This window comes from Pseudomonas sp. R3-56, from assembly GCF_051132075.1.
GTDB lineage: Bacteria > Pseudomonadota > Gammaproteobacteria > Pseudomonadales > Pseudomonadaceae > Aquipseudomonas.
This window is the reverse complement of the sequence record NZ_CP071657.1, coordinates 5,672,550-5,695,467: the sequence shown is the minus strand read 5'-3', so window position 1 is coordinate 5,695,467 and position 22,918 is coordinate 5,672,550. Positions and strand designations below refer to the sequence as shown.

The 22,918-nt window shown below is 62.5% G+C and carries 15 protein-coding genes; 12 read left to right on the top strand and 3 right to left on the bottom strand.

What is annotated here, in order from left to right; translation table 11 throughout:
- Both argS and J3P96_RS25795 read right to left on the bottom strand, forming a co-directional pair.
- Entirely contained in the window at nt 1-1,737 is a 1,737-nt protein-coding gene (gene argS / locus J3P96_RS25800) for an arginine--tRNA ligase (RefSeq protein WP_434653936.1), read from the bottom strand.
- A gap of 232 nt (nt 1,738-1,969) precedes the next feature.
- A complete protein-coding gene (locus J3P96_RS25795; RefSeq protein WP_434653934.1) occupies nt 1,970-4,189 on the bottom strand; it encodes a primosomal protein N' in 2,220 nt (739 codons plus the stop codon).
- Nucleotides 4,190-4,481: 292 nt separating this feature from the next.
- Between J3P96_RS25795 and rpmE the strand changes: the two genes are divergently transcribed.
- The 3 genes from rpmE to J3P96_RS25780 all read left to right on the top strand — a co-directional run bounded on the left by rpmE (nt 4,482) and on the right by J3P96_RS25780 (nt 6,985).
- A complete protein-coding gene (gene rpmE / locus J3P96_RS25790) occupies nt 4,482-4,706 on the top strand; it encodes a 50S ribosomal protein L31 (RefSeq protein ID WP_305497356.1) in 225 nt (74 codons plus the stop codon).
- A 41-nt stretch (nt 4,707-4,747) separates the two neighbouring features.
- A complete protein-coding gene (locus J3P96_RS25785; RefSeq protein WP_434658334.1) occupies nt 4,748-5,539 on the top strand; it encodes a thermonuclease family protein in 792 nt (263 codons plus the stop codon).
- A 177-nt stretch (nt 5,540-5,716) separates the two neighbouring features.
- Nucleotides 5,717-6,985 carry a malic enzyme-like NAD(P)-binding protein gene (locus J3P96_RS25780; protein WP_434570160.1) on the top strand — a complete coding sequence of 423 codons (1,269 nt, stop codon included), beginning with the start codon at nt 5,717-5,719 and terminating at the stop codon, nt 6,983-6,985.
- Nucleotides 6,986-7,231: 246 nt separating this feature from the next.
- On the opposite strand, the gene J3P96_RS25775 is transcribed toward J3P96_RS25780, so the two are convergent.
- The gene (locus J3P96_RS25775) at nt 7,232-9,676 is read right to left on the bottom strand and encodes a penicillin-binding protein 1A (protein ID WP_434658331.1); all 2,445 of its coding nucleotides are present in this window, start codon (nt 9,674-9,676) and stop codon (nt 7,232-7,234) included.
- Between the two features lie 208 nt (nt 9,677-9,884).
- On the opposite strand from J3P96_RS25775, the gene J3P96_RS25770 reads away from it, so the two are divergent.
- The 9 genes from J3P96_RS25770 to gltB all read left to right on the top strand — a co-directional run bounded on the left by J3P96_RS25770 (nt 9,885) and on the right by gltB (nt 22,904).
- A complete protein-coding gene (locus tag J3P96_RS25770; protein ID WP_434626464.1) occupies nt 9,885-10,949 on the top strand; it encodes a pilus assembly protein PilM in 1,065 nt (354 codons plus the stop codon).
- A complete protein-coding gene (locus J3P96_RS25765) occupies nt 10,949-11,515 on the top strand; it encodes a PilN domain-containing protein (RefSeq protein ID WP_434626463.1) in 567 nt (188 codons plus the stop codon). Before J3P96_RS25770 ends, J3P96_RS25765 begins: the two co-directional genes overlap by 1 nt.
- Nucleotides 11,512-12,135 carry a type 4a pilus biogenesis protein PilO gene (gene pilO / locus J3P96_RS25760; protein ID WP_434653932.1) on the top strand — a complete coding sequence of 208 codons (624 nt, stop codon included), beginning with the start codon at nt 11,512-11,514 and terminating at the stop codon, nt 12,133-12,135. The genes J3P96_RS25765 and pilO overlap by 4 nt, the downstream gene beginning before the upstream one ends.
- Entirely contained in the window at nt 12,132-12,677 is a 546-nt protein-coding gene (locus J3P96_RS25755; protein ID WP_434626461.1) for a pilus assembly protein PilP, read from the top strand. The genes pilO and J3P96_RS25755 overlap by 4 nt, the downstream gene beginning before the upstream one ends.
- Nucleotides 12,674-14,746, top strand: coding sequence for a type IV pilus secretin PilQ (pilQ, locus tag J3P96_RS25750; RefSeq protein ID WP_434653929.1), 2,073 nt, complete (start codon nt 12,674-12,676; stop codon nt 14,744-14,746). Before J3P96_RS25755 ends, pilQ begins: the two co-directional genes overlap by 4 nt.
- A gap of 4 nt (nt 14,747-14,750) precedes the next feature.
- On the top strand, nt 14,751-15,269 hold the full coding sequence (aroK, locus tag J3P96_RS25745) for a shikimate kinase AroK (RefSeq protein ID WP_181290818.1): 519 nt from the start codon (nt 14,751-14,753) through the stop codon (nt 15,267-15,269).
- Between the two features lie 138 nt (nt 15,270-15,407).
- Nucleotides 15,408-16,508, top strand: a complete 1,101-nt coding sequence (aroB, locus tag J3P96_RS25740; RefSeq protein WP_305497349.1) for a 3-dehydroquinate synthase — start codon at nt 15,408-15,410, stop codon at nt 16,506-16,508.
- 10 nt (nt 16,509-16,518) lie between these two features.
- Nucleotides 16,519-18,105 carry an AAA family ATPase gene (locus J3P96_RS25735; RefSeq protein WP_434653927.1) on the top strand — a complete coding sequence of 529 codons (1,587 nt, stop codon included), beginning with the start codon at nt 16,519-16,521 and terminating at the stop codon, nt 18,103-18,105.
- 350 nt (nt 18,106-18,455) lie between these two features.
- Nucleotides 18,456-22,904, top strand: coding sequence for a glutamate synthase large subunit (gene gltB, locus J3P96_RS25730; RefSeq protein WP_434570147.1), 4,449 nt, complete (start codon nt 18,456-18,458; stop codon nt 22,902-22,904).
- Nucleotides 22,905-22,918 lie beyond the last annotated feature (14 nt).

Here is a 22,918-nt window from a genome sequence, read left to right as displayed (position 1 = left end):
TTACATGCGCTCCAGCGTTTCCAGGCCCAGCAGTTCCAGGCCTTGCTTGAGCGTGCGCCCGGTCAGCGCGGCGAGGCGCAGGCGGCTCTGCATTTGTGCCGGGGTCTCGGCGTTGAGGATCGGGCAATTCTCGTAGAAGCTGGAAAACAGCCCGGCGACGTCGTACAGGTAGGCGCACAAGGTGTGCGGCGTGCCCTTGTCGGCCACGTTGTTAAGGACTTCACCGAACTGCGCCAGCCTGGCCGCCAGCTCCTGCTCGTGGGCGGCTTCAAGGACGATCTGGCCCTCGATTTCGTCGAAGCCCTTGCCGAGCTTGCGGAACACGCCCGCCACGCGGGTGTAGGCGTAGAGCAGGTACGGTGCGGTGTTGCCTTCGAAGTTGAGCATCAGGTCGAAGTTGAAGCTGTAGTCGCTGGTGCGGTGCTTCGACAGGTCGGCGTATTTCACCGCGTCGATGCCGACCACCTTGGCGATCTTGCGCAGTTCGTCTTCGGCCAGCTCCGGGTTCTTGCCCTTGACCAGGGTGTACGCACGGTCCTGGGCTTCGGTCAGCAGGTCGATCAGCTTCACCGTGCCACCATCGCGAGTCTTGAACGGGCGGCCATCGGCGCCGTTCATGGTGCCGAACCCCATGTGTTCCATTTTCATCGGGTGGGTCACGAAACCGGCCAGGCGGGCCACTTCGAACACCTGCTGGAAGTGCAGGGCCTGGCGCTGGTCGACGAAGTACAGGACCCGATCGGCCTTGAGCACGCCGTTGCGATAACGCACGGCCGCCAAGTCGGTGGTGGCGTAGAGGTAGCCACCGTCGGCCTTGACGATGATCACCGGCAGCGGCTCGCCATCGGCGGTCTTGAACTGGTCGAGGAACACGCACTGGGCGCCGTTGCTTTCCACCAGCATGCCTTTGGCCCGGAGGTCGTTGACCACGTTGATCAGGTCGTCGTTGTAGGCGCTTTCGCCCATCACGTCGGCCATGCTCAGCTTGACGTTCAGCAGCTCGTAGATCTTCTGGCAGTGGGACAGCGAGATGTCCTTGAACTTTGTCCACAGCGCCAGGCACTCGGCATCGCCGGCCTGCAGCTTGACCACCAGGCCACGGGCGCGGTCGGCGAACTCGGGCGACTCGTCGAAGCGTTGCTTGGCGGCGCGGTAGAAGTTTTCCAGGTCCGAGAGCTCGTCGCTGGTGATCGGGTTCTCCTGCAGATAGGCCATCAGCATGCCGAACTGGGTGCCCCAGTCGCCGACGTGGTTCTGGCGGATCACCCTGTCACCGAGAAACTCCAGGACGCGCGCCACGCCATCGCCAATGATGGTCGAGCGCAGGTGGCCGACGTGCATTTCCTTGGCGAGGTTGGGGGCCGACAGGTCGACCACGGTGCGCTGCAACGGGCCGGCCTTGCGTACGCCGAGGCGCTCGTCGGCCAGGGCCGCGTCAAGCCGCGAGGCCAGCGCCTGGGTATTCTGGAAGAAGTTGATGAACCCGGGGCCGGCAATTTCGGCCTTGGTGACGTTTTCGTCGGCCGGCAATGCGGCGATGATCTTTTCCGCCAGGTCGCGAGGTTTCATGCCGGCCGGTTTGGCGAGCATCATCGCGATGTTGCTGGCAAAGTCACCGTGCGTCTTGTCGCGGGTGTTCTCGACCTGAATCGCCGGCGACAGGCCTTCTGGCAGCACACCTTCAGTGACGAGTTGGGTGATGGCTTGCTGGATAAGCTGGCGAATGGTGTCTTTCATGGTCTTCTCTTTCAACCGCGGGCGCGGCGGCGCTTCGATGCGCTGGTGGAAAAACTGGGCATTATCCGTGGCGCGGGCGAGCTTGCCAACTGTAGCGGGTCGGTTGATGCCTGTCAGGGATGGCTCGGATGTACTTGGGCCCTGTGGGAGCGGGCTTGCTCGCGAAAGCGACGGCACAGCCAACATCACCACAACTGACCCACCGCCTTCGCGAGCAAGCCCGCTCCCACAGTCAATACAAATCCACCGGATCCACATCCAGCGACCAGCGCACCGCCCGCCCGCTGGGCAGTTGTTCCAGTACGAGCAACCAGGCGCTCAGCAACCGATGCAGCGGTGCGCGGGCATTGGCCTGTAATAAAAGCTGTGCGCGATAACGTCCCGCCCGCCGTTCCATCGGAGCCGGCACCGGGCCCAATAGTTCGATCCCGCTGAGGCTCTGTTCCGCCAGCAGGCGCTCGGCCTCGCTGCACGCTTCGTCCAGGAAGCCTTCGGCCTGTCCTGGCTTGTGGGCCTCGGCCCGCAGCAGCGCCAGATGGGCGAACGGCGGCAGGCCGGCGGCGCGACGTTCGCTCAAGGCCTGCTCGGCGAAGGCGAAGTAGCCCTGCTCGGTCAGCTGGATCAGTAGCGGATGGTCGGCCAGGTGGGTCTGGATAATCACTTTGCCCGGTTCCTCGGCCCGTCCGGCGCGGCCCGCGACCTGGACGATCAACTGCGCCATGCGCTCGCTCGCGCGGAAGTCACCGGAAAACAACCCACCGTCGGCATCCAGGATCGATACCAGCGTCACGCGCGGGAAGTGATGCCCCTTGGCGAGCATCTGCGTGCCTACCAGGATGCACGGCTGGCCTTTCTGGATCGTGGCGAACAGCTGATTCATCGCATCCTTGCGCGAGGTGCTGTCGCGATCCACCCGCAGCACCGGGTAGTCGGGAAACAGGATGCCCAGACGTTCTTCGGCGCGCTCGGTGCCGGCGCCTACCGGGCGCAGGTCCACTTTCCCGCACTGCGGGCAATGCCTCGGCACCCGCTCGGAGTGCCCGCAATGGTGGCAGCGCAGTTCGCCGTAGCGCTGATGCACGGTCATCCGCGCGTCGCAGCGTTCGCAGCCGGACATCCAGCCGCAGTCATGGCACAACAGGGTCGGGGCGAACCCCCGGCGGTTGAGAAACACCAGCACCTGCTGCCCAGCGGCCAGGGTCTGGCCGATGGCTTGCTGCATCGGTCCGGAAATGCCGCTGTCCAGCGGGCGGCTTTTCACATCCAGGCGCAGGAAGCGCGGCTGCTTGGCGCCGCCGGCCCGCTCGTTGAGGCGCAGCAGGCCGTAGCGACCGGTGTAGGCGTTGTGCAGGCTTTCCAGGGAGGGCGTGGCCGAGCCGAGCACGATCGGGATATTTTCCTGGCGCGCACGCACCAGCGCCAGGTCACGGGCGTGGTAGCGCAGGCCTTCCTGCTGTTTATAGGAACCGTCGTGTTCTTCGTCGATGATGATCAGGCCGGGGTTCTTCATCGGCGTGAACAGCGCCGAGCGGGTGCCGATGATGATGTCGGCCTCGCCGTCGCGGGCGGCGAGCCAGGCTTCCAGGCGCTCGCGGTCGTTGACCGCCGAATGCACCAGGGCGATGCGCGCATTGAAGCGCTGCTCGAAGCGCGCCAGGGTCTGCGGGCCCAGGTTGATTTCCGGAATCAGCACCAGGGCTTGCTTGCCGGCTTCAAGGGTCTGGCGGATCAGTTGCAGGTAGACCTCGGTCTTGCCGCTGCCGGTGACGCCCGCCAGCAGAAAGGCGTGATAACTGTCGAAACCCGCGCGAATCGCCTCGCAAGCGGTCCGCTGTTCGGCGTTGAGCGGCAGTTCCGGCTGGGCCAGCCAGTGTTCGTGGCGCGCGTCGGGGGCGTGCCGGCGGACTTCTACCTGGACGAGATTCTTGGCTAGCAGCAGATCAAGGCTGTCCTTGCTGAGCATCAACTTGCTCAACAGCTGGTGCGCTACCCCATGGGGATGCTGGGCCAGGGTCGCCAGGGCCTCGCGTTGGCGCGGTGCGCGGGCGATGCGCGGGTCATCCAGCGAAGCGCCCGGCGTCACCGACCAGAATCGCTCCTGGCGTGCCTCGGCCGGTTCGCCCTGGCGCAACAGCACCGGTAACGCCCAGCTCAAGGTGTCGCCCAGGCTGTGCTGATAATACTGTGCGGTCCACAGGCACAGCTTGAACAGCGCCGCGGGCAGCGGTGGCGTGGCGTCGAGCAGCGCCAGGGCCGGTTTGAGCTTGTCGACCGGCACTTCGCTGTGATCGGTGACTTCCACCAGGATCCCGATCATTTCCCGCCGGCCGAACGGCACCCGCAGGCGCATGCCCGGCTGCAACTGGGCGCGTGTTACCCCGGCTGAGGCACGGTAGTCGAACAGACGTCGCAGGGGCGATGGCAGGGCGAGGCGCAGGATGGCGTCGGGCACGCGGGAGGGTCTCGATAGACAAGCAAATTCAGAAAACCTGGCGCGATCCTTGTGGGAGCGAGCCTGCTCGCGAAAGCGGAGCGTCAAGCAATACTCATGTGACGGGTCCACCGCCTTCGCGAGCAGGCTCGCTCCCACAGAGGAGCTGGCGCATGAGGCGGGGAGCCTAGCAGACGGTTGGTACAAGTTGTAGCTTGCGTGATTAATCTTGTCTGGTAGAATCCGCGGCCTAATTACGTGCGGTATTCAACAATAGTGTTGGGTGGCGGCACGCTAGCCTGAGGAAAACACCATGAAAACCGATATCCATCCGGACTACCCAGTTGTGGCCGTAACCTGCAGCTGCGGCAACAAGTTCGAAACGCGTTCGACCTACGGCAAAGCCCTGGCGATCGACGTTTGCAACGAATGCCACCCGTTCTACACCGGTAAGCAAAAGACTCTGGATACCGGCGGCCGTGTTCAGAAGTTCGCCGATCGTTTCGGTGCTTTCGGCAAAGTTACTCCAAAAGCCTGAGGCTGATCATCTTGGAAAGTCGTTCCGGCTATTCCAGGCTGATGAAAAAGGCGTCCCTAGCGGGCGCCTTTTTTGTGTCTGCGATTTGGCTCTGTGGTGCCCAGGCGGCGTGCCCGTTCCCGGATGGACTGCCCGACGTGGCCGTGCAACGGGTGGTCGATGGCGACACCTTGTACCTCAGCGACGGTCGTCGCATCCGCATGATCGGTCTCAACAGTCCGGAACTGGGAAAGCGCGGGCGTGCGGACGAGCCGTTTGCCGTGGCGGCGCGCCAGCGGCTCGAGGCACTGGTGGCTGCCAGCGCCGGTCGGGTCAGGGTGTCGCCTGGCAAGGACGACCGGGACGACTACGGGCGCACGCTGGCCCATGTCTATGACCAGCAGGGTCGGAACCTGGAAGAGCAATTGATTGCCGAGGGGCTGGGTTACCTGGTTGCGGTTGCGCCGAATGTCGATCTGGTCGAATGCCAGCAGGCGGCGGAGCGCAAGGCGCGGCAAGCCGGCCTGGGGCTATGGAAGAAGTCACCCGTCGTGCGCGCGGAGCAGATCAAGGCCCCCGGTTTTGCGCTGGTCAGCGGCCGCGTAGACAGTGTGCAACGCAATCGCGGCGGGATCTGGATCGAGCTGCAAGGCTCGGTTGTCCTGCATATTGCGGCCAATCTGCAGCGAAGCTTTGACGCTTCGATGCTCAAGGGCCTGGAAGGCCGGACCATCGAGGCCCGTGGTTGGGTTGTCGATCGCTCTCGACGCGGTGCGGCCAGGCCCGGGCAGGCGCGGTGGATGTTGCCTCTGACTGATCCGGCAATGTTGCAGGCAGTGCTCAGGCAGAAATAATTGTAGACATTTTTTGACGTTATTGTATCCATGAAGCCCTTGTGTTTCCTGGTTCTTGGCCCAAAGTCGTAGGGCAGGGCGCTTGACAGCAGTGACTGGTCAGTCTTGTAGGGACTTTGCGAGGCGCGTATCCTCGGCGGTCCGTCTGTCCAACACAGTAAAAAGCGGAATGCCCACATGTCTGATCTGAAAACTGCCGCTCTCGAATATCACGCTAATCCTCGTCCAGGAAAGCTGAGTGTCGAGCTCACCAAGGCCACCGCCACTGCCCGCGACCTGTCGCTGGCCTACAGCCCCGGCGTAGCCGAGCCAGTACGCGAAATCGCTCGCGACCCTGAGCTGGCCTACAAATACACCGGCAAGGGCAACCTGGTTGCAGTCATTTCCGATGGCACCGCGATTCTCGGCCTGGGTAACCTCGGCCCACTGGCCTCCAAGCCGGTCATGGAAGGCAAGGGCGTGCTGTTCAAGCGCTTCGCCGGTATCGACGTGTTCGACATCGAAGTCGATTCCGAAAGCCCGCAGGCCTTCATCGACACCGTCAAGCGCATCTCCATCACCTTCGGCGGCATCAACCTGGAAGACATCAAGGCACCTGAGTGCTTCGAGATCGAGCGCGCCCTGATCGAACAGTGCGACATTCCGGTTTTCCACGATGACCAGCACGGCACCGCGATCGTGACCGCAGCCGGCATGATCAATGCCCTGGAAATCGCCGGCAAGACCCTGCCGGAAGCCAAGATCGTCTGCCTGGGCGCGGGTGCCGCGGCCATCTCCTGCATGAAGTTGCTGGTGAGCATGGGCGCCAGGATTGAAAACATCTTCATGGTTGACCGTACCGGCGTGATCCACTCCGGCCGTGACGACCTGAACCAGTACAAGGCCGTGTTTGCCCACGCGACCGACAAGCGCTCCCTGGCGGATGCGCTGGACGGTGCAGACGTGTTCGTCGGCCTGTCGGGTCCGAACCTGCTGAGCCCGGAAAACCTGCTGCGCATGGCGCCGAACCCGATCGTGTTCGCCTGCTCGAACCCGGACCCGGAAATCTCCCCGGAACTGGCTCACGCCACCCGCAGCGACGTGATCATGGCCACCGGCCGTTCGGACTATCCGAACCAGGTCAACAACGTCCTGGGCTTCCCGTTCATCTTCCGTGGTGCCCTGGACGTTCGCGCCAAGCGCATCAACGAAGAAATGAAAGTCGCCGCCGCCAACGCCCTGCGCGAACTGGCCAAGCTGCCGGTGCCTCAGGATGTGTGTGACGCCTATGGCGGCATCAAGCTGGAATTCGGTCGTGAGTACATCATTCCGAAGCCAATGGATGCGCGCCTGATCACCCTGATCTCCGACGCCGTGGCCAAGGCCGCGATCGAGACTGGCGTGGCCACCCTGCCGTATCCGAAGAACTACCCGCTCAAGAGCGTGGATGACGTGTTCAACGGCTAAGCCGTTGTAGCGCTTCAACAAAAAGCCCCGGCTCGTGTGAGCCGGGGCTTTTTTTGTCAGTTTGGTTTGGTGTGAGATTCGAGGGCCTCTTCGCGAGCAGGCTCGCTCCCACATTGGAATGCAATCCCTGTGGGAGCGAGCCTGCTCGCGAAGGCGGACGTGCAGTCGATTCAATGTCTCAGAATACCTGATACATCAAAAAGCCCCGCGCTTCTCTCGAAGGCGGGGCTTTTCGGTGGCGTCCGGTCAGAACAGATCGATCGGCGCTGCCTCATCCGCCGGCAGCGGGCTGCCCGGCGCTACACCGTTGCCCAGCTCATTGGCCGACGGCGGCGTGTCTTCGCTCTTGAACAGCTCGAAGTACGCGCCCGGGGTGCCTGGGGTGGCGGCGCGGCCGCTGACCGGGTCGACCCGCAGGCTGAGGATGCCTTCCGGTTCCGGCTGGGTGTGGGGTGGTCGGTCCTTGAGGGCGGCGCCCATGTAGGTCATCCAGATCGGCAGTGCCACGGTACCGCCGAATTCGCGGCGACCCAGGCTTTCGGGCTGGTCGAAACCGGTCCAGACGGTGGTCACGTAATCGCCGTTGTAGCCCGAGAACCACGCATCCTTCGATTCGTTGGTGGTACCGGTCTTGCCGGCCAGGTCGGTGCGACCCAGTGCCAGGGCGCGCCGGCCGGTGCCGAGCTTGATCACATCCTGCAGCATGCTGTTGAGGATGTAGGTGGTACGGCCGTCAACGATGCGTTCGGCGATTGCCGGCGCTTGCGGTACGCCAGGGGCGGTGGTGGCTTCGCCGCCAGTTGCGTTGACCGTGAAGGTCTCGGCGGCGGGGGCGGCGACGCCGTCGCTGGCCTGCTCGCCTGTCGGCACCCGTGGCGGGTTGGCGACAAACAGCGTTTCGCCGTTGCGGCTTTCGATCCTGTCGATGATGTACGGAGTGATCTTGTAGCCGCCGTTGGCAAAGGTGCTCCAACCCGTGGCGATTTCCATGGGCGTCAGCGTCGCGGTGCCCAGTGCCAGGGACAGGTTGCGCGGCAGGTCCTGCTTGTTGAAGCCGAACTTGCTGATGTAGTCGATGGTGCGGTCCACGCCCAGCGCTTGCAGCAGGCGGATCGAGACAAGGTTGCGGGACTTGTACAGCGCTTCGCGCAGGCGAATCGGGCCGAGGAAGGTATTGGTGTCGTTCTTCGGTCGCCAGACCTTGTCGAGGTACTCGTCGACAAACACGATCGGCGCATCGTTGACCAGGCTGGCGGCGGTGTAGCCGTTATCCAGCGCAGCGCTGTAGACGAACGGCTTGAAGCTCGAGCCCGGTTGACGCTTGGCCTGCAAGGCGCGGTTGTAATTGCTCTGCTCGAAGGCGAAACCACCCACCAGCGAGCGGATCGCGCCATTCTGCGGGTCCAGCGACACCAGCGCGCCTTGGGCGGCAGGTATCTGACTGAACTTGAGGGAGTTGTCCGGCTGGCGCTGTACGCGGATCAGGTCGCCGACCTGAGCGACGTCCGACGGCTGCCGCGGGTTGGCGCCCATGCTGTTGGTATTGAGGAACGGACGGGCCCATTTCATGGTGTCCCAGGCCACGTGCTCTTCGGACTCGCCATTGCGGGTCAGGACCTTGATGCCGTCCTTGTCCACCTGAGTGACGATCGCCGGCTCCAGGCTGCTGATGGTGCGCTGCTTGGTCAGCTCCAGGGCCCAGGCTTCCTTGGTCTTGCCTGGCAGGCGCGATTCCGGCCCACGGTAGCCGTGGCGCTGGTCGTAGGTCATCAGGCCTTCGTGGAGCGCGGTATTGGCCATTTCCTGCAGGTTGCTCGGCACCGTGGTGGTGACCCGGAAACCTTCGGTATAGGCGTCGCTGCCATAGCGCCCGACCATCTCGGCCCGGGCCATTTCGGCGATGTACGGGGCATTCACTTCCGGCGTCGGCACGTGATAGCTGGCGTTCAAGGGCTCGTTGATCGCAGCGGTGTAGTCGGCTTCGCTGATCTTGCCGAGTTTGTACATGCGCCCCAGGATCCAGTCGCGACGTTCCTTGCTGCGTGCCGGATTGGCCAGCGGGTTGAAGCGCGACGGTGCCTTGGGCAGGCCGGCGATCATTGCCATCTGCGCCAGGCTCACGTCGCGGATCGACTTGCCGTAATACACCTGCGCCGCCGCCTCGATGCCATAGGCGCGGTTGCCCAGGTAGATCTTGTTCACGTACAGCTCGAGGATTTCATCCTTGGTCAGTTGCCGCTCGATCTGCAGGGCCAGGAGGATCTCGGTGGTCTTGCGCGAGAAGCTGCGTTCGCTGGTCAGGAAGAAATTCTTGGCGACCTGCATGGTGATGGTGCTGCCGCCGGACTGGATGTGGCCACTCTTGACCAGTTGGCTGGCGGCGCGCATCAGGCTGCCCGGATCGACGCCATAGTGGTTGGCGAAGTTGTCGTCTTCAGCACTTAGTAACGCATTGATGAAATTGGGCGGAATGTCGGCGAAACGGATCGGCGTGCGGCGCATTTCGCCAAATTCGGCGATCAATTTATTGTCGCTGCTGTATACCCGCAGAGGAATCTGCAACTGAATACTTCTCAGCGCCTCCACGGACGGCAATCCCGGACTAAGGTAAAGAAAGGCACCACTCAGACCCAGGAGCAGTCCGCAGAAAACCGCGACGATGGACCATCCGAAAAATTTCAGCAGACGAATCAAGGCTTTTGGATATCCAGGCAAAGAATGAAAAAGGCGCCAGGTTCAGGGAAGGACCCATGCCAGCAACAAAGCGAAAAAAAACGCTGGGCATTATAAGCATTTTTTTTCGTCGGAAACGCCATCCGGACGTCCGTCGGACCGGGGGGATTGAACGCAATTCATATTAGAGAGTCCGTAACTCACGGATAGTCATAGGGAATTGGTAGTGCTACGACTCTTCAATAAAAAAGCCCACACACTTCTGGGGATCGACATCAGCTCGACGTCGGTGAAGCTGCTCGAATTGAGCCGTCAGGGCGATCGTCTGCGTGTCGAGTCCTACGCTGTCGAGCCGTTGCCAGCCAATGCCGTGGTGGAAAAGAACATCGCCGAGCTGGAAGGAGTGGGCCAGGCGCTTTCACGAGTGCTGGCCAAGGCCAGGACACCCTTGCGCAACGTGGCGGTGGCCGTGGCGGGGTCGGCGGTCATCACCAAGACCATCGAGATGGACGCCGGGCTGTCCGATGACGACATGGAGAACCAGCTCAAGATCGAGGCCGACCAGTACATTCCTTATCCACTGGACGAAGTGGCGATCGATTTCGAGGTGGTCGGCGTATCGCCTCGCAGCGCCGAGCGTGTGGAGGTGCTGTTGGCGGCTTGTCGCAAAGAAAATGTCGAGGTGCGCGAGGCGGCGCTGGCGCTTGCCGGGCTGACGGCCCGGGTGGTCGATGTGGAAGCGTACGCGCTGGAGCGTGCGTTCGGCCTGCTCGCCACTCAGCTGGCGGCATCCCAGGAGCGCCTGACCGTGGCGGTGATCGACATCGGAGCGACGATGACCACGCTCAGCGTGTTGCACAACGGGCGCATCATTTATACCCGCGAGCAGCTGTTCGGCGGCCGCCAGCTTACCGAGGAAATCCAGCGCCGTTATGGCCTGACGCCGGAGCAGGCCGGCGTGGCAAAAAAGCAGGGCGGCCTGCCGGACGACTATCTCGGCGAAGTGCTGCAACCGTTTCGCGAAGCGCTGGTGCAGCAAGTGTCGCGTTCCCTGCAGTTTTTCTTCGCTTCAGGTCAGTACAGCGCAGTGGACCACATCCTGCTGGCGGGAGGCACGGCCTCGGTCGCAGGCCTCGACCGTTTGATCGAGCAGCGCCTGGGCACACCTACCCAGGTGGCCAACCCGTTTACCAACATGGCCTTGAGCAGCAAGGTCAATGCCGGTGCCCTGGCCAGTGATGCGCCAGCCCTGATGATTGCCTGCGGGCTGGCCCTCAGGAGTTTCGACTGATGGCGCGGATCAACCTGCTTCCCTGGCGCGAAGAACTGCGCGAAGAGCGGCGCAAGCGCTTTTTGCTGGCATTGGTGGGGGCGCTGGTCGGTGCGGTGGGGTTAACGCTGCTGGCGGCACAGTACCTGAGCAACGAGATTGACTACCAAATGGCGCGCAACGCCCATCTGACCGGGGAAATCGCCGTGCTGGACGAGCGCATCAAGCAGATCAGCGAGCTGAAGGCTCGGCGTCAGCAACTGTTGGAGCGCATGCGGATCATCCAGGACTTGCAGGGCAACCGGCCGGTCAGTGCGCGCATTTTCGATCAACTGGCGCGGACCCTGCCAGATGGGGTGTTTTTCACTGAAGTGAAAATGGAAGAGGGCACGCTCTCCATCAAAGGGGCCGCGGCGTCAAACAACCGGGTCTCGGACCTGATGCGCAACCTCGACTCGTCGGAGCTGTTCGATGCGCCCAGCCTGACGGAGGTCAAGGCCACCACGGCGGGCCAGCTCGACCAGGCCAATGTCTTCCAGCTGACGGTTCGCCAGACCCGTCCGGCCGATGCGGAGGACGCCCAATGAAGCCGGGAGAGTGGTTCGACGCGCTGCGCAAGATCGATCTCAGTGACCTGGACACCAACAACGTCGGTTCATGGCCGACGCCGGTCAAGTGGCTGGCCGGCATCATGCTAGTGATCCTGGTGCTCGGCCTGGGCTACAACTTTGCCCTCAGTGACCTGGAAAACCAGCTGCAGCAGGTCCGTGAGGAGGAGAACACCCTCAAGGCCCAATTTGCCGGCAAGGCGCACATGGCGGCGAACCTGGAGCGCTATACCGAGCAGATGAAGCAGATGGAAACTTCCTTTGGCGTGCTGTTGCGGCAATTGCCCAGTGACACCGAAGTGCCGGGCCTGCTTGAGGACATCACGCGCACCGGCCTGGGCAGCGGCCTGGAGTTCGAGGAGATCAAGTTGCTGCCGGAGGTCACCCAGCCGTTCTACATCGAGTTGCCGATCCAGATCACTGTGACCGGCGGCTACCATGACCTGGCGACCTTCGTCAGCGGCGTAGCCGGGTTGCCCCGGATCGTCACCCTGCACGATTTCGAGATCGCGCCGATGGAGCCGGAGGCGGGGACGAAGCTGCGCATGAACATCCAGGCCAAGACCTACCGGTACAACGAGCAGGAGGCGCAGCCATGACGCCGGTCTGCCGCCTGGGTCTGCTGGTCGGGCTGGTTGCGCTGGCCGGGTGCAACAACGACAACGGTTTCAGTGACCTGGATGCCTACATGAACGAGATGCGCCTGCGCCCGCCCGGCAAGATCGAGCCAATGCCGACCTTCAGGCCTCACGAAACCTTTACCTACAGCGCGGCCAACTTGCGCAGCCCTTTTTCCCGGCAGGTTCCAGTCGATCAGGCTGGTCGACAGCAGGGCTCGCGCAACGTGCGCCCCGACCCGAACCGAGTCAAGCAATACCTGGAAGGCTTCAACATCGAACAATTCGAGATGGTCGGTACGATCTCCAATGCCAGTGGCTCTTTTGCGCTGTTGCGTGGCGCTGGTGGGGTACACCGGCTGAAGGTCGGAGATTACCTGGGGCGTAACGACGGGCGGATCATCGCTATCAGCGCCACCCAGGTTGAAGTGGTCGAAATCGTTCCCGATGGCCAGGGCGCCTGGCTGGAGCGGCCGCGGACCATTCCCTTGAAAGAGCACTCAATAGTGGAACTCCAACAATGAACAGGATTTTTTCAGCCCTCGGTATTTCGCTATGGATAGCGTTGTTGTCGCCGGTGGTTCATGGCGCCAGCCTGAAAGCGCTGGACGTGGCGGCGTTACCGGGGGACCGGGTCGAGTTGAAGTTGACCTTCGACGGGCCGCCGCCCAAGCCCCGCGGTTATACCACCGAGCAACCGGCCCGGATTGCGCTTGATCTGCAGGGGGTGACCAGCCAACTGGCCAGCAAGAGCCGCGACCTGGGCAGTGGCAATGCCCGCAGCGCCACCGTGGTCGAGGCGGGGGATCGTACCCGGTTGATCATCGGCCTTACGCAACTGGCGCCCTATGACACGCGGGTGGAGGGCAACAATCTGTTCGTGGTGGTTGGCAAGGGCGCGACATCGAGAAGCCCGGCCCAACCCGCTCGCCCGGCGACCCCCGTCCCTGTGTCTGCCAGGGCTCGCGCCCCGGCGGGCAAAGCCATTCGCGGGGTGGATTTCCAGCGCGGGACCCAGGGTGAAGGCAATGTGGTGATCGATTTGTCCGATCCGTCCATCGCCCCGGACATCCAGGAGCGCGAAGGCAAGATCATCCTCGATTTCGCCAGGACCCAGTTGCCCGAGCCGCTAAGGGTGCGCCTGGACGTCAAGGATTTCGCCACCCCGGTGCAGTTCATCAATGCCAGCGCCGGCTCCGATCGCGCCACCATCAGCATCGAGCCCAGCGGAACCTTCGATTACTCGACCTACCAGACCGACAACAAGCTGACCGTCAGTGTCCGGCCGATGACCGTCGAGGACCTGCAAAAACGCGATACCGATCGAGCCGCCTATAATGGCGAAAAACTGTCCCTGAACTTCCAGGACATCGAGGTGCGTTCGGTACTGCAGCTGATTGCCGATTTCACCAACCTCAACCTGGTGGCCAGCGATACGGTGCAGGGCGGTATCACCCTGCGGTTGCAGAACGTGCCGTGGGACCAGGCGCTGGACCTTGTGCTCAAGACCAAGGGGCTCGACAAGCGCAAGGTGGGTAACGTGCTGCTGGTGGCGCCGGCCGACGAGATCGCCGCTCGCGAACGGCAGGAGCTGGAATCGCAGAAGCAGATTGCCGACCTCGCCCCGTTGCGCCGCGAACTGTTGCAGGTCAACTATGCGAAGGCGGCGGATATCGCCAAGCTCTTCCAGTCGGTGACCAGTGCCGAGGCCAAGGCCGATGAGCGCGGCACGATCACGGTCGATGAGCGGACCAACAACATCATCGCCTACCAGACCCAGGACCGGCTCGACGAACTGCGGCGGATCGTGGCGCAGCTGGATATCCCGGTGCGCCAGGTGATGATCGAGGCGCGTATCGTCGAGGCCAACGTCGACTACGACAAAAGCCTGGGCGTGCGCTGGGGGGGCTCGATACAGAACAAGGGCAACTGGAACTCTTCCGGGGTGACCAGCGGTGATTCCACCACCATTGGTACGCCGGGCAGCACCAGCACCAACCAGCCATTCGTCGACCTCGGCGCCTCTGGCAATACCTCGGGGATCGGTATCGCGTTCATCACCGACAACGTCCTGCTCGACCTTGAGCTGACGGCCATGGAGAAAACCGGCAACGGTGAAATCGTCTCACAGCCCAAGGTGGTGACCTCCGACAAGGAGACGGCAAAAATCCTCAAGGGCACGGAGATTCCCTACCAGGAGGCCAGCTCCAGCGGCGCCACCTCGGTGTCGTTCAAGGAGGCCTCGTTGTCGCTTGAGGTCACGCCGCAGATAACCCCGGACAACCGCATCATCATGGAGGTCAAGGTCACCAAGGATGAGCCGGACTACCTGAACAAGGTCCAGGATGTACCGCCGATCAAGAAAAACGAGGTCAACGCCAAGGTGCTGGTCAACGACGGCGAGACCATTGTGATTGGGGGCGTTTTCTCAAATACTCAGAGCAAGGTTGTAGATAAGGTGCCATTTCTTGGCGATGTGCCGTATCTTGGCCGCCTTTTCCGGCGTGATGTGGTTTCGGAGAAAAAATCCGAGCTGCTGGTATTTCTCACTCCGCGTATCATGAACAACCAGGCGATTGCTGTGAGTCGTTGATTCTGTGCGAAATTTGATTCTTGTTGGACCGATGGGGGCTGGAAAAAGCACCATCGGTCGTTTGCTGGCCAAAGAGCTGCGCCTGCCATTCAAAGATTCCGATAAGGAAATTGAATTGCGCACGGGCGCCAATATCCCATGGATCTTCGATAAGGAAGGCGAACCGGGCTTTCGCGACCGCGAGCAGGCGATGATTGCCGAGCTGTGCGGTTTCGAAGGCGTGGTGCTGGCGACCGGTGGCGGCGCGGTCATGCGCGAGGCCAATCGTCGGGCGCTGCATGCCGGCGGGCGAGTGGTCTATCTGCACGCCTCCGTCGAACAACAGGTGGGTCGCACCGCCCGTGATCGCAACCGGCCGCTGTTGCGCACCGCCGACCCGGCCAAGACGCTGCGGGACCTGCTCGAATTGCGTGATCCGCTGTATCGGGAAATTGCCGACCTGGTCATCGAAACCGATGAACGGCCGCCACGGATGGTGGTGCTGGAAATTCTCGATCGCCTTCAGCAACTGCCACCCCGTTAATGCGCCGAGCGAAATGCGCTATCCTCGACGTCCCGTTTTGGCTCGACTGGGTTGTGGCGGATGGCCATTAACTGAGACACCGTGGACTTCGTTAATTGCAGGTAGGGATGCCTGATTTCATCTTCACTGTGGGGACACATGCAGACACTTAAGGTCGACCTGGGCGAGCGCAGCTACCCGATTCATATTGGCGAAGGCTTGCTCGACCAGCCCGAACTGCTGGCGCCGCATATCGCCGGACGGCAAGTCGCGATCATCACCAACGAAACCGTCGCTCCTTTATACCTGGAACGCTTGACTCGCAGCCTGTCGGCTTTTTCCGTCATCTCCGTCGTATTGCCCGACGGTGAAGCGTTCAAGAACTGGGAAACCCTGCAATTGATCTTCGACGGCCTGCTGACTGCACGTCATGATCGTCGCACCACGGTGGTCGCCCTGGGCGGCGGCGTGATCGGCGACATGGCCGGGTTCGCTGCGGCGTGCTATCAACGCGGTGTGGATTTCATCCAGATTCCTACCACGCTGCTATCGCAGGTCGATTCGTCCGTGGGCGGAAAGACCGGCATCAACCATCCGCTGGGCAAGAACATGGTGGGCGCGTTCTATCAGCCCAACGTGGTGCTCATCGACACCGCCTCCCTCAAGACGTTGCCGGCCCGTGAACTGTCCGCAGGCCTGGCTGAAGTGATCAAGTACGGGCTGATCTGCGACGAGCCGTTCCTCGGCTGGCTCGAAGAAAACGTCGACCGCCTGCGTGCGCTGGATCAGCAGGCCCTGACTTACGCGATCGAGCGCTCTTGCGCAGCCAAGGCTGCCGTCGTCGGCGCCGATGAGCGCGAATCGGGTGTGCGTGCCACGCTCAACCTGGGCCATACCTTCGGTCATGCCATCGAAACCCATATGGGCTATGGCGTCTGGCTGCACGGTGAGGCCGTTGCCGCAGGGACGGTCATGGCCCTGGAAATGTCCGCGCGCCTGGGTTGGATCAGCCAGCAGGAGCGCGATCGTGGTATTCGCCTGTTTCAACGTGCCGGGTTGCCGGTGGTTCCGCCGGAAGAAATGACCGAGGCGGATTTTCTTGAACACATGGCAATCGACAAAAAAGTGATCGACGGTCGTCTGCGTCTGGTGCTGCTGCGCCGCATGGGCGAAGCGGTAGTGACCGACGATTATCCGAAAGAGGTTCTACAGGCCACGCTGGGAGCGGATTACCGCGCCCTGGCTCAGCTTAAAGGTTAATAAGATTCCGATGACTAGTCTGCATGCCGACGAGGCGTTCCTCGGCCATTTCCAATTGAGTCATGACCCTTTCGCTCCACGGGTCCCGGGCTTCAAGTTTTTCCCTGCTCAACGCAAGCCAGTGCTGGGCCAGTTGCACCATCTGGCCCGCTACAGCCAATTGCTGCTGGTGGTCACCGGCCCCCAGGGCAGTGGCAAGACCTTGCTGCGCCAGGCCCTGGTGGCCAGTACCAACAAGCAGTCGGTGCAAAGCGTGGTGGTATCGGCCCGTGGTGCGGGTGATGCCGCGGGTGTGCTGCGCCAGGTGGCCCAGGCTCTGAATGTCGCCCAGGCGGAAATCGGCGCGATTCTCGACCAGATCGTACAATTGGCGCTCACCGGGCAGGAAGTCTACCTGCTGGTGGACGATGCCGAACAACTCGACGAATCGGCCCTGGAGGCGCTGCTGGCCCTGGCTGCCGGCGCGCCGGAAGGCCGTCCTCATGTGTTCCTGTTCGGTGAGTCGTCACTGATCGCCGAGCTGGACCAGTTGGAGCTCGAGGAAGAGCGTTTCCACGTTATCGAACTCGCGCCCTACACCGAGGAAGAAACCCGTGAATACCTGGCCCAGCGGCTGGAGGGGGCTGGCCGGGGTATCGAACTTTTCACCGCGGATCAGATCTCTGAGATTCACGAAAGCTCGGACGGCTGGCCTGGCAACATCAACCAGGTGGCCCGAGATGCTCTGATCGAAATCATGATCGCCAGCCGCTCAGCGGTGAAGCGTCCAAGTATGGGGTTCAACATGCCGAAGAAACACGTATTGGCGATTTCCGCCGTTGTCGTGGTTGCGGTGGCCGCCGCCTGGCTGATGCCAGGTCGCAACAAGGCACCGACCACCGGCGCACCTGCCAACGAACAGGCACAGCTGCCTCTCGGCCAGGGCACTCCGCAAGCCAACGGCGGTGCGCCGGCGGTGGAGTTCGCCGGCAATACCCAGCCGATGCCGCTGCCGCTGGTCGGCCAGTCGCAACCGGTCATGCGCGGTCCCCTGGCTGAGGCCGCGGGAGGCATCACCGAAGGCGACGATGGCGCGCCGCCGCCGATCGATGACAGCAGCGACGTGCCGCCAACCGTGACCACCACCGCGCCACCTGCGGGCGTGCCAGCCGGTCCGGCACCGACGCCGACACCTGCCCCGGCTGCCAAACCGACCCCTGCGCCTACCCAGGTCGCCACCGCCAAGCCGGCCCCGACCCCGGCCGCCCCAGCGGCCAAGCCAGCACCGGCGCCTGCGGCCAAGCCTGCCGCCACCCCGGCCAAAGCCACGGGCGGTAGCTGGTACGCAGGTCAGGCACCGGGCAACTACGTGGTGCAGATCCTCGGCACCAGCTCCGAAGCCACTGCGCAGAACTTCGTCAAGGAGCAGGGCGGCGAGTACCGTTATTTCAAGAAAGTGCTCAACGGCAAGCCGCTTTATGTCATCACCTACGGCAGCTTTGCCAATCGTGACGCAGCCGTTTCCGCCATCAAGGCCTTGCCAGCGAAGGTTCAGGCTGGTAAACCTTGGCCTCGCACTGTCGCCAGCGTCCAACAGGAACTGGCAGCAACTCGCTGATGATTCGGCGGCCTTACCCAGGCCGCCTCTCCCGGCAACCTCAAAATTTCCGCAAGGGCGGGCGACCTTTCAGGCCGCGCGCCTTGTGGTGTCTGCGTCACAGTAGCGTTTGAGTCGTAGCGGTCGAACCCAAAAAAGTTTTGACTAGCACAGCATATAGCTTTAAACCTTTCACAAATGCGACATGGATTTGCGACAGTTCGTCGTCAAATTTGTGAGCCTCTGTGTCGGTGTGTACAATGACCTCCCTTTTGCCCCCGCAAAGCTGGCGTACGTTCGGCGCGGCACGCAACTGGCTGAATTGAAAAGAAATTTGCCTCGCTAAGAGGCAGCCTGGTGAGAAAGTGTCTATGAAAGCAGGTCTGTACCAACCAGATGAATTCAAGGATAACTGCGGTTTCGGCCTGATAGCCCATATGCAGGGCGAGCCCAGTCATACCCTTTTGCAAACGGCCATTGAGGCCCTGACCTGCATGACCCACCGTGGTGGGATCAACGCCGACGGGAAGACCGGCGACGGCTGTGGCTTGCTGATTCAAAAGCCTGACGAGTTCCTGCGTGCCATCGCCCAGGAAACGTTTGGCGTGACCCTGCCCAAGCAATACGCCGTGGGCATGGTGTTTTTCAACCAGGACCCGGTAAAGGCACAAGCCGCTCGCGAGAACATGAACCGCGAGATCCTCGCCGCCGGCCTGCAACTGGTCGGCTGGCGCAAAGTGCCGATCGACACCAGCGTCCTCGGCCGCCTGGCCCTTGAGCGCCTGCCGTTGATCGAGCAAGTGTTCATTGCCGGTGAAGGTTTGAGCGACCAGGAAATGTCGATCAAGCTGTTCAGCTCCCGTCGTCGTTCGTCCGTGGCCAACGCCGCTGACACCGACCACTACATCTGCAGCTTTTCCCACAAGACCATCATTTACAAAGGCCTGATGATGCCGGCGGACCTCACCGCCTTTTATCCGGACCTGAGCGATGAGCGCCTGAAAACCGCGATCTGCGTATTCCACCAGCGCTTCTCCACCAACACCCTGCCGAAATGGCCGCTGGCCCAGCCCTTCCGTTTCCTCGCCCACAACGGCGAGATCAACACCATCACCGGCAACCGCAACTGGGCCCTGGCCCGTCGCACCAAGTTCGCCAATGACCTGATGCCGGACCTCGAAGAGCTCGGCCCGCTGGTCAACCGCGTGGGCTCTGACTCCTCGAGCATGGACAACATGCTCGAACTGATGGTGACCGGCGGCATCGACCTGTTCCGTGGCGTGCGCATGCTTGTTCCGCCAGCCTGGCAGAACGTCGAAACCATGGACCCGGACCTGCGCGCCTTCTACGAATACAACTCCATGCACATGGAGCCGTGGGACGGCCCGGCCGGTATCGTCATGACCGACGGTCGCTACGCGGTGTGCCTGCTCGACCGTAACGGCCTGCGTCCGGCGCGCTGGGTCACCACCACCAATGGTTTCATCACCCTGGCGTCGGAAATCGGCGTGTGGAACTACCAGCCCGAAGACGTCATCGCCAAGGGCCGCGTGGGCCCAGGGCAGATTTTCGCCGTGGACACAGAGACCGGGCAGATCCTCGACACCGACGCGATCGACAACCGTCTCAAGTCCCGTCATCCGTACAAGCAATGGCTGCGCAAGAATGCCTTGCGCATCCAGGCGACCATGGAAGACAACGACCACGGCTCGGCTTTCTACGACGTCGACCAGCTCAAGCAGTACATGAAGATGTACCAGGTGACGTTCGAAGAGCGTGACCAGGTGTTGCGTCCGTTGGGTGAGCAAGGCTACGAAGCGGTCGGCTCCATGGGCGACGACACGCCGATGGCGGTGCTGTCCCAGCGCGTGCGCACGCCGTATGACTATTTCCGCCAGCAGTTCGCCCAGGTGACGAACCCGCCCATCGACCCGCTGCGCGAAGCGATCGTGATGTCCCTGGAAATCTGCCTCGGTGCCGAGCGCAACATTTTCCAGGAGTCGCCGGAACACGCTTCGCGGGTGATCCTCAGCTCGCCGGTCATTTCTCCGGCCAAGTGGCGCTCGCTGACCAACCTTGATCGTCCCGGCTTCGAACGCCAGGTCATCGACCTGAACTATGACGAAAGCGTCGGCCTGGAAGCGGCGATCCGCAACGTCGCCGATCAGGCCGAAGAAGCCGCGCGTGCCGGACGTACCCAGATCGTTCTGACCGACCGTCATATCGCGCCCGGCAAGCTGCCGATCCACGCCTCGCTGGCCACCGGCGCGGTGCACCATCGCCTGACGGAAAAAGGCCTGCGCTGCGATTCCAACATCCTCGTGGAAACCGCCACGGCTCGCGACCCGCATCACTTTGCGGTGCTGATCGGCTTTGGCGCCTCGGCGGTGTACCCGTTCCTGGCCTACGAAGTGCTGGGCGACCTGATCCGTACCGGTGAAGTGCTGGGCGACCTCTATGAGGTGTTCAAGAACTACCGCAAAGGCATCACCAAGGGTCTGCTCAAGATCCTCTCGAAGATGGGTATCTCGACTATCGCCTCGTACCGTGGCGCGCAGTTGTTCGAGGCCATCGGCCTGTCCGAAGAAGTCTGCGAGCTGAGCTTCCGTGGTGTCCCGAGTCGCATCAAGGGCGCCCGTTTCGTCGACATCGAAGCCGAGCAGAAAGCCCTGGCCGCCGAAGCCTGGAGTCCGCGCAAGCCGATCCAGCAGGGCGGTCTGCTTAAGTTCGTCCACGGTGGCGAATACCACGCCTACAACCCGGACGTGGTCAACACCCTGCAAGCCGCCGTGCAACAGGGCGACTACGGCAAGTTCAAGGAGTACACGGCGCTGGTGGATAACCGCCCGGTGTCGATGATCCGCGACCTGCTCAAGGTCAAGACCCTCGACACGCCGCTGGATATCAGCGAAGTGGAGCCGCTGGAGTCGGTACTCAAGCGTTTCGACTCCGCCGGCATCTCCTTGGGCGCCTTGTCTCCGGAAGCCCACGAAGCCCTGGCCGAAGCCATGAACCGCCTCGGTGCGCGTTCGAACTCCGGCGAAGGCGGCGAAGATCCGGCGCGCTACGGCACCATCAAGAGTTCGAAAATCAAGCAGGTGGCCACCGGCCGCTTCGGTGTGACCCCGGAATACCTGGTCAACGCTGAAGTGCTGCAGATCAAGGTTGCCCAGGGCGCCAAGCCCGGCGAAGGCGGCCAGTTGCCTGGCGGCAAGGTCAACGGCCTGATCGCCAAGCTGCGCTACGCGGTGCCCGGCGTGACGCTGATTTCGCCGCCGCCGCACCACGACATCTACTCGATCGAAGACTTGTCGCAACTGATCTTCGACCTCAAGCAGGTGAACCCGAAGGCCCTGGTCTCGGTGAAACTTGTGGCGGAAGCCGGCGTCGGCACGATTGCCGCCGGCGTGGCGAAAGCCTATGCCGACCTGATCACCATCTCCGGCTACGACGGCGGCACCGGTGCCTCGCCGCTGACCTCGATCAAGTACGCTGGCGCGCCGTGGGAACTGGGCCTGGCCGAAACCCACCAGACCCTGCGCGGCAACGACCTGCGTGGCAAGGTGCGGGTGCAGACCGACGGGGGCCTGAAGACCGGCCTAGACGTGATCAAGGCCGCCATTCTCGGTGCCGAGAGCTTCGGCTTCGGTACCGCGCCGATGATCGCCCTGGGCTGCAAATACCTGCGCATCTGCCATCTGAACAACTGCGCCACGGGCGTGGCGACCCAGAACGAGAAGTTGCGCAAGGATCACTACATCGGCACCGTCGACATGGTGGTGAACTTCTTCACCTACGTGGCCGAAGAGACCCGTGAGTGGCTGGCCAAGCTGGGCGTGCGCTCGCTGGAAGAGCTGATCGGCCGCACCGATCTGCTCGAAGTGCTCGAAGGCCAGACCGCCAAGCAGCATCACCTGGACCTGACCCCGTTGCTGGGCAGCGACCTGATCCCGGCGGACAAGCCACAGTTCTGCCAGGTCGATCGCAACCCGCCGTTCGACAAGGGTGAGCTGGCCGAGAAGATGGTCGACATGGCCGCTTCGGCGATCAATGACCTGAGCGGTGCTCAGTTCGAGCTGAATATCTGCAACTGCGACCGCTCCATCGGCGCGCGGATTTCCGGCGAGATCGCCCGCAAGCACGGCAACCAGGGCATGGCTCACGCGCCGATCACGTTCCGCTTCAAGGGCACGGCCGGACAGAGCTTCGGCGTCTGGAACGCCGGCGGCCTGAACATGTATCTGGAAGGTGACGCAAACGACTACGTGGGCAAGGGCATGACCGGCGGCAAACTGGTCATCGTTCCGCCCAAGGGCAGTGTCTACCGGACCCAGGACAGTGCGATCATCGGCAACACCTGCCTCTACGGCGCCACGGGCGGCAAGCTGTTCGCCGCCGGCACCGCGGGTGAGCGTTTCGCCGTGCGTAACTCCGGCGCCCACACCGTGGTGGAAGGCACCGGCGATCACTGCTGCGAGTACATGACCGGTGGTTTCGTCTGCGTACTGGGCAAGACCGGTTACAACTTCGGCTCAGGCATGACTGGCGGTTTCGCCTACGTGCTCGACCAGGACAATAGCTTCGTCGACCGGGTCAACCACGAACTGGTGGAAATCCAGCGGATCAGCGGCGAGGCGATGGAAGCCTACCGCAGCCACCTGCAACGCGTGCTGAACGAATACGTCGAGGAAACCGACAGTGAGTGGGGTCGTGAACTCGCCGAGAACCTCGATGACTACGTACGTCGTTTCTGGCTGGTCAAGCCGAAAGCGGCCAACCTGAAGTCGTTGCTTTCCAGCACCCGTGCCAACCCGCAGTGATATGCGCCTGAAGA

Bases quoted from the DNA above. Each gene is read 5' to 3' on its own strand.
- argS (WP_434653936.1), bottom strand. From the start codon at position 1,737: ATGAAAGACACCATTCGCCAGCTTATCCAGCAAGCCATCACCCAACTC.
- rpmE (WP_305497356.1), top strand. From the start codon at position 4,482: ATGAAAACCGATATCCATCCGGACTACCCAGTTGTGGCCGTAACCTGC.
- J3P96_RS25785 (WP_434658334.1), top strand. From the start codon at position 4,748: ATGAAAAAGGCGTCCCTAGCGGGCGCCTTTTTTGTGTCTGCGATTTGG.
- J3P96_RS25780 (WP_434570160.1), top strand. From the start codon at position 5,717: ATGTCTGATCTGAAAACTGCCGCTCTCGAATATCACGCTAATCCTCGT.
- J3P96_RS25765 (WP_434626463.1), top strand. From the start codon at position 10,949: ATGGCGCGGATCAACCTGCTTCCCTGGCGCGAAGAACTGCGCGAAGAG.
- pilO (WP_434653932.1), top strand. From the start codon at position 11,512: ATGAAGCCGGGAGAGTGGTTCGACGCGCTGCGCAAGATCGATCTCAGT.
- J3P96_RS25755 (WP_434626461.1), top strand. From the start codon at position 12,132: ATGACGCCGGTCTGCCGCCTGGGTCTGCTGGTCGGGCTGGTTGCGCTG.
- pilQ (WP_434653929.1), top strand. From the start codon at position 12,674: ATGAACAGGATTTTTTCAGCCCTCGGTATTTCGCTATGGATAGCGTTG.
- aroB (WP_305497349.1), top strand. From the start codon at position 15,408: ATGCAGACACTTAAGGTCGACCTGGGCGAGCGCAGCTACCCGATTCAT.
- J3P96_RS25735 (WP_434653927.1), top strand. From the start codon at position 16,519: ATGACTAGTCTGCATGCCGACGAGGCGTTCCTCGGCCATTTCCAATTG.
- gltB (WP_434570147.1), top strand. From the start codon at position 18,456: ATGAAAGCAGGTCTGTACCAACCAGATGAATTCAAGGATAACTGCGGT.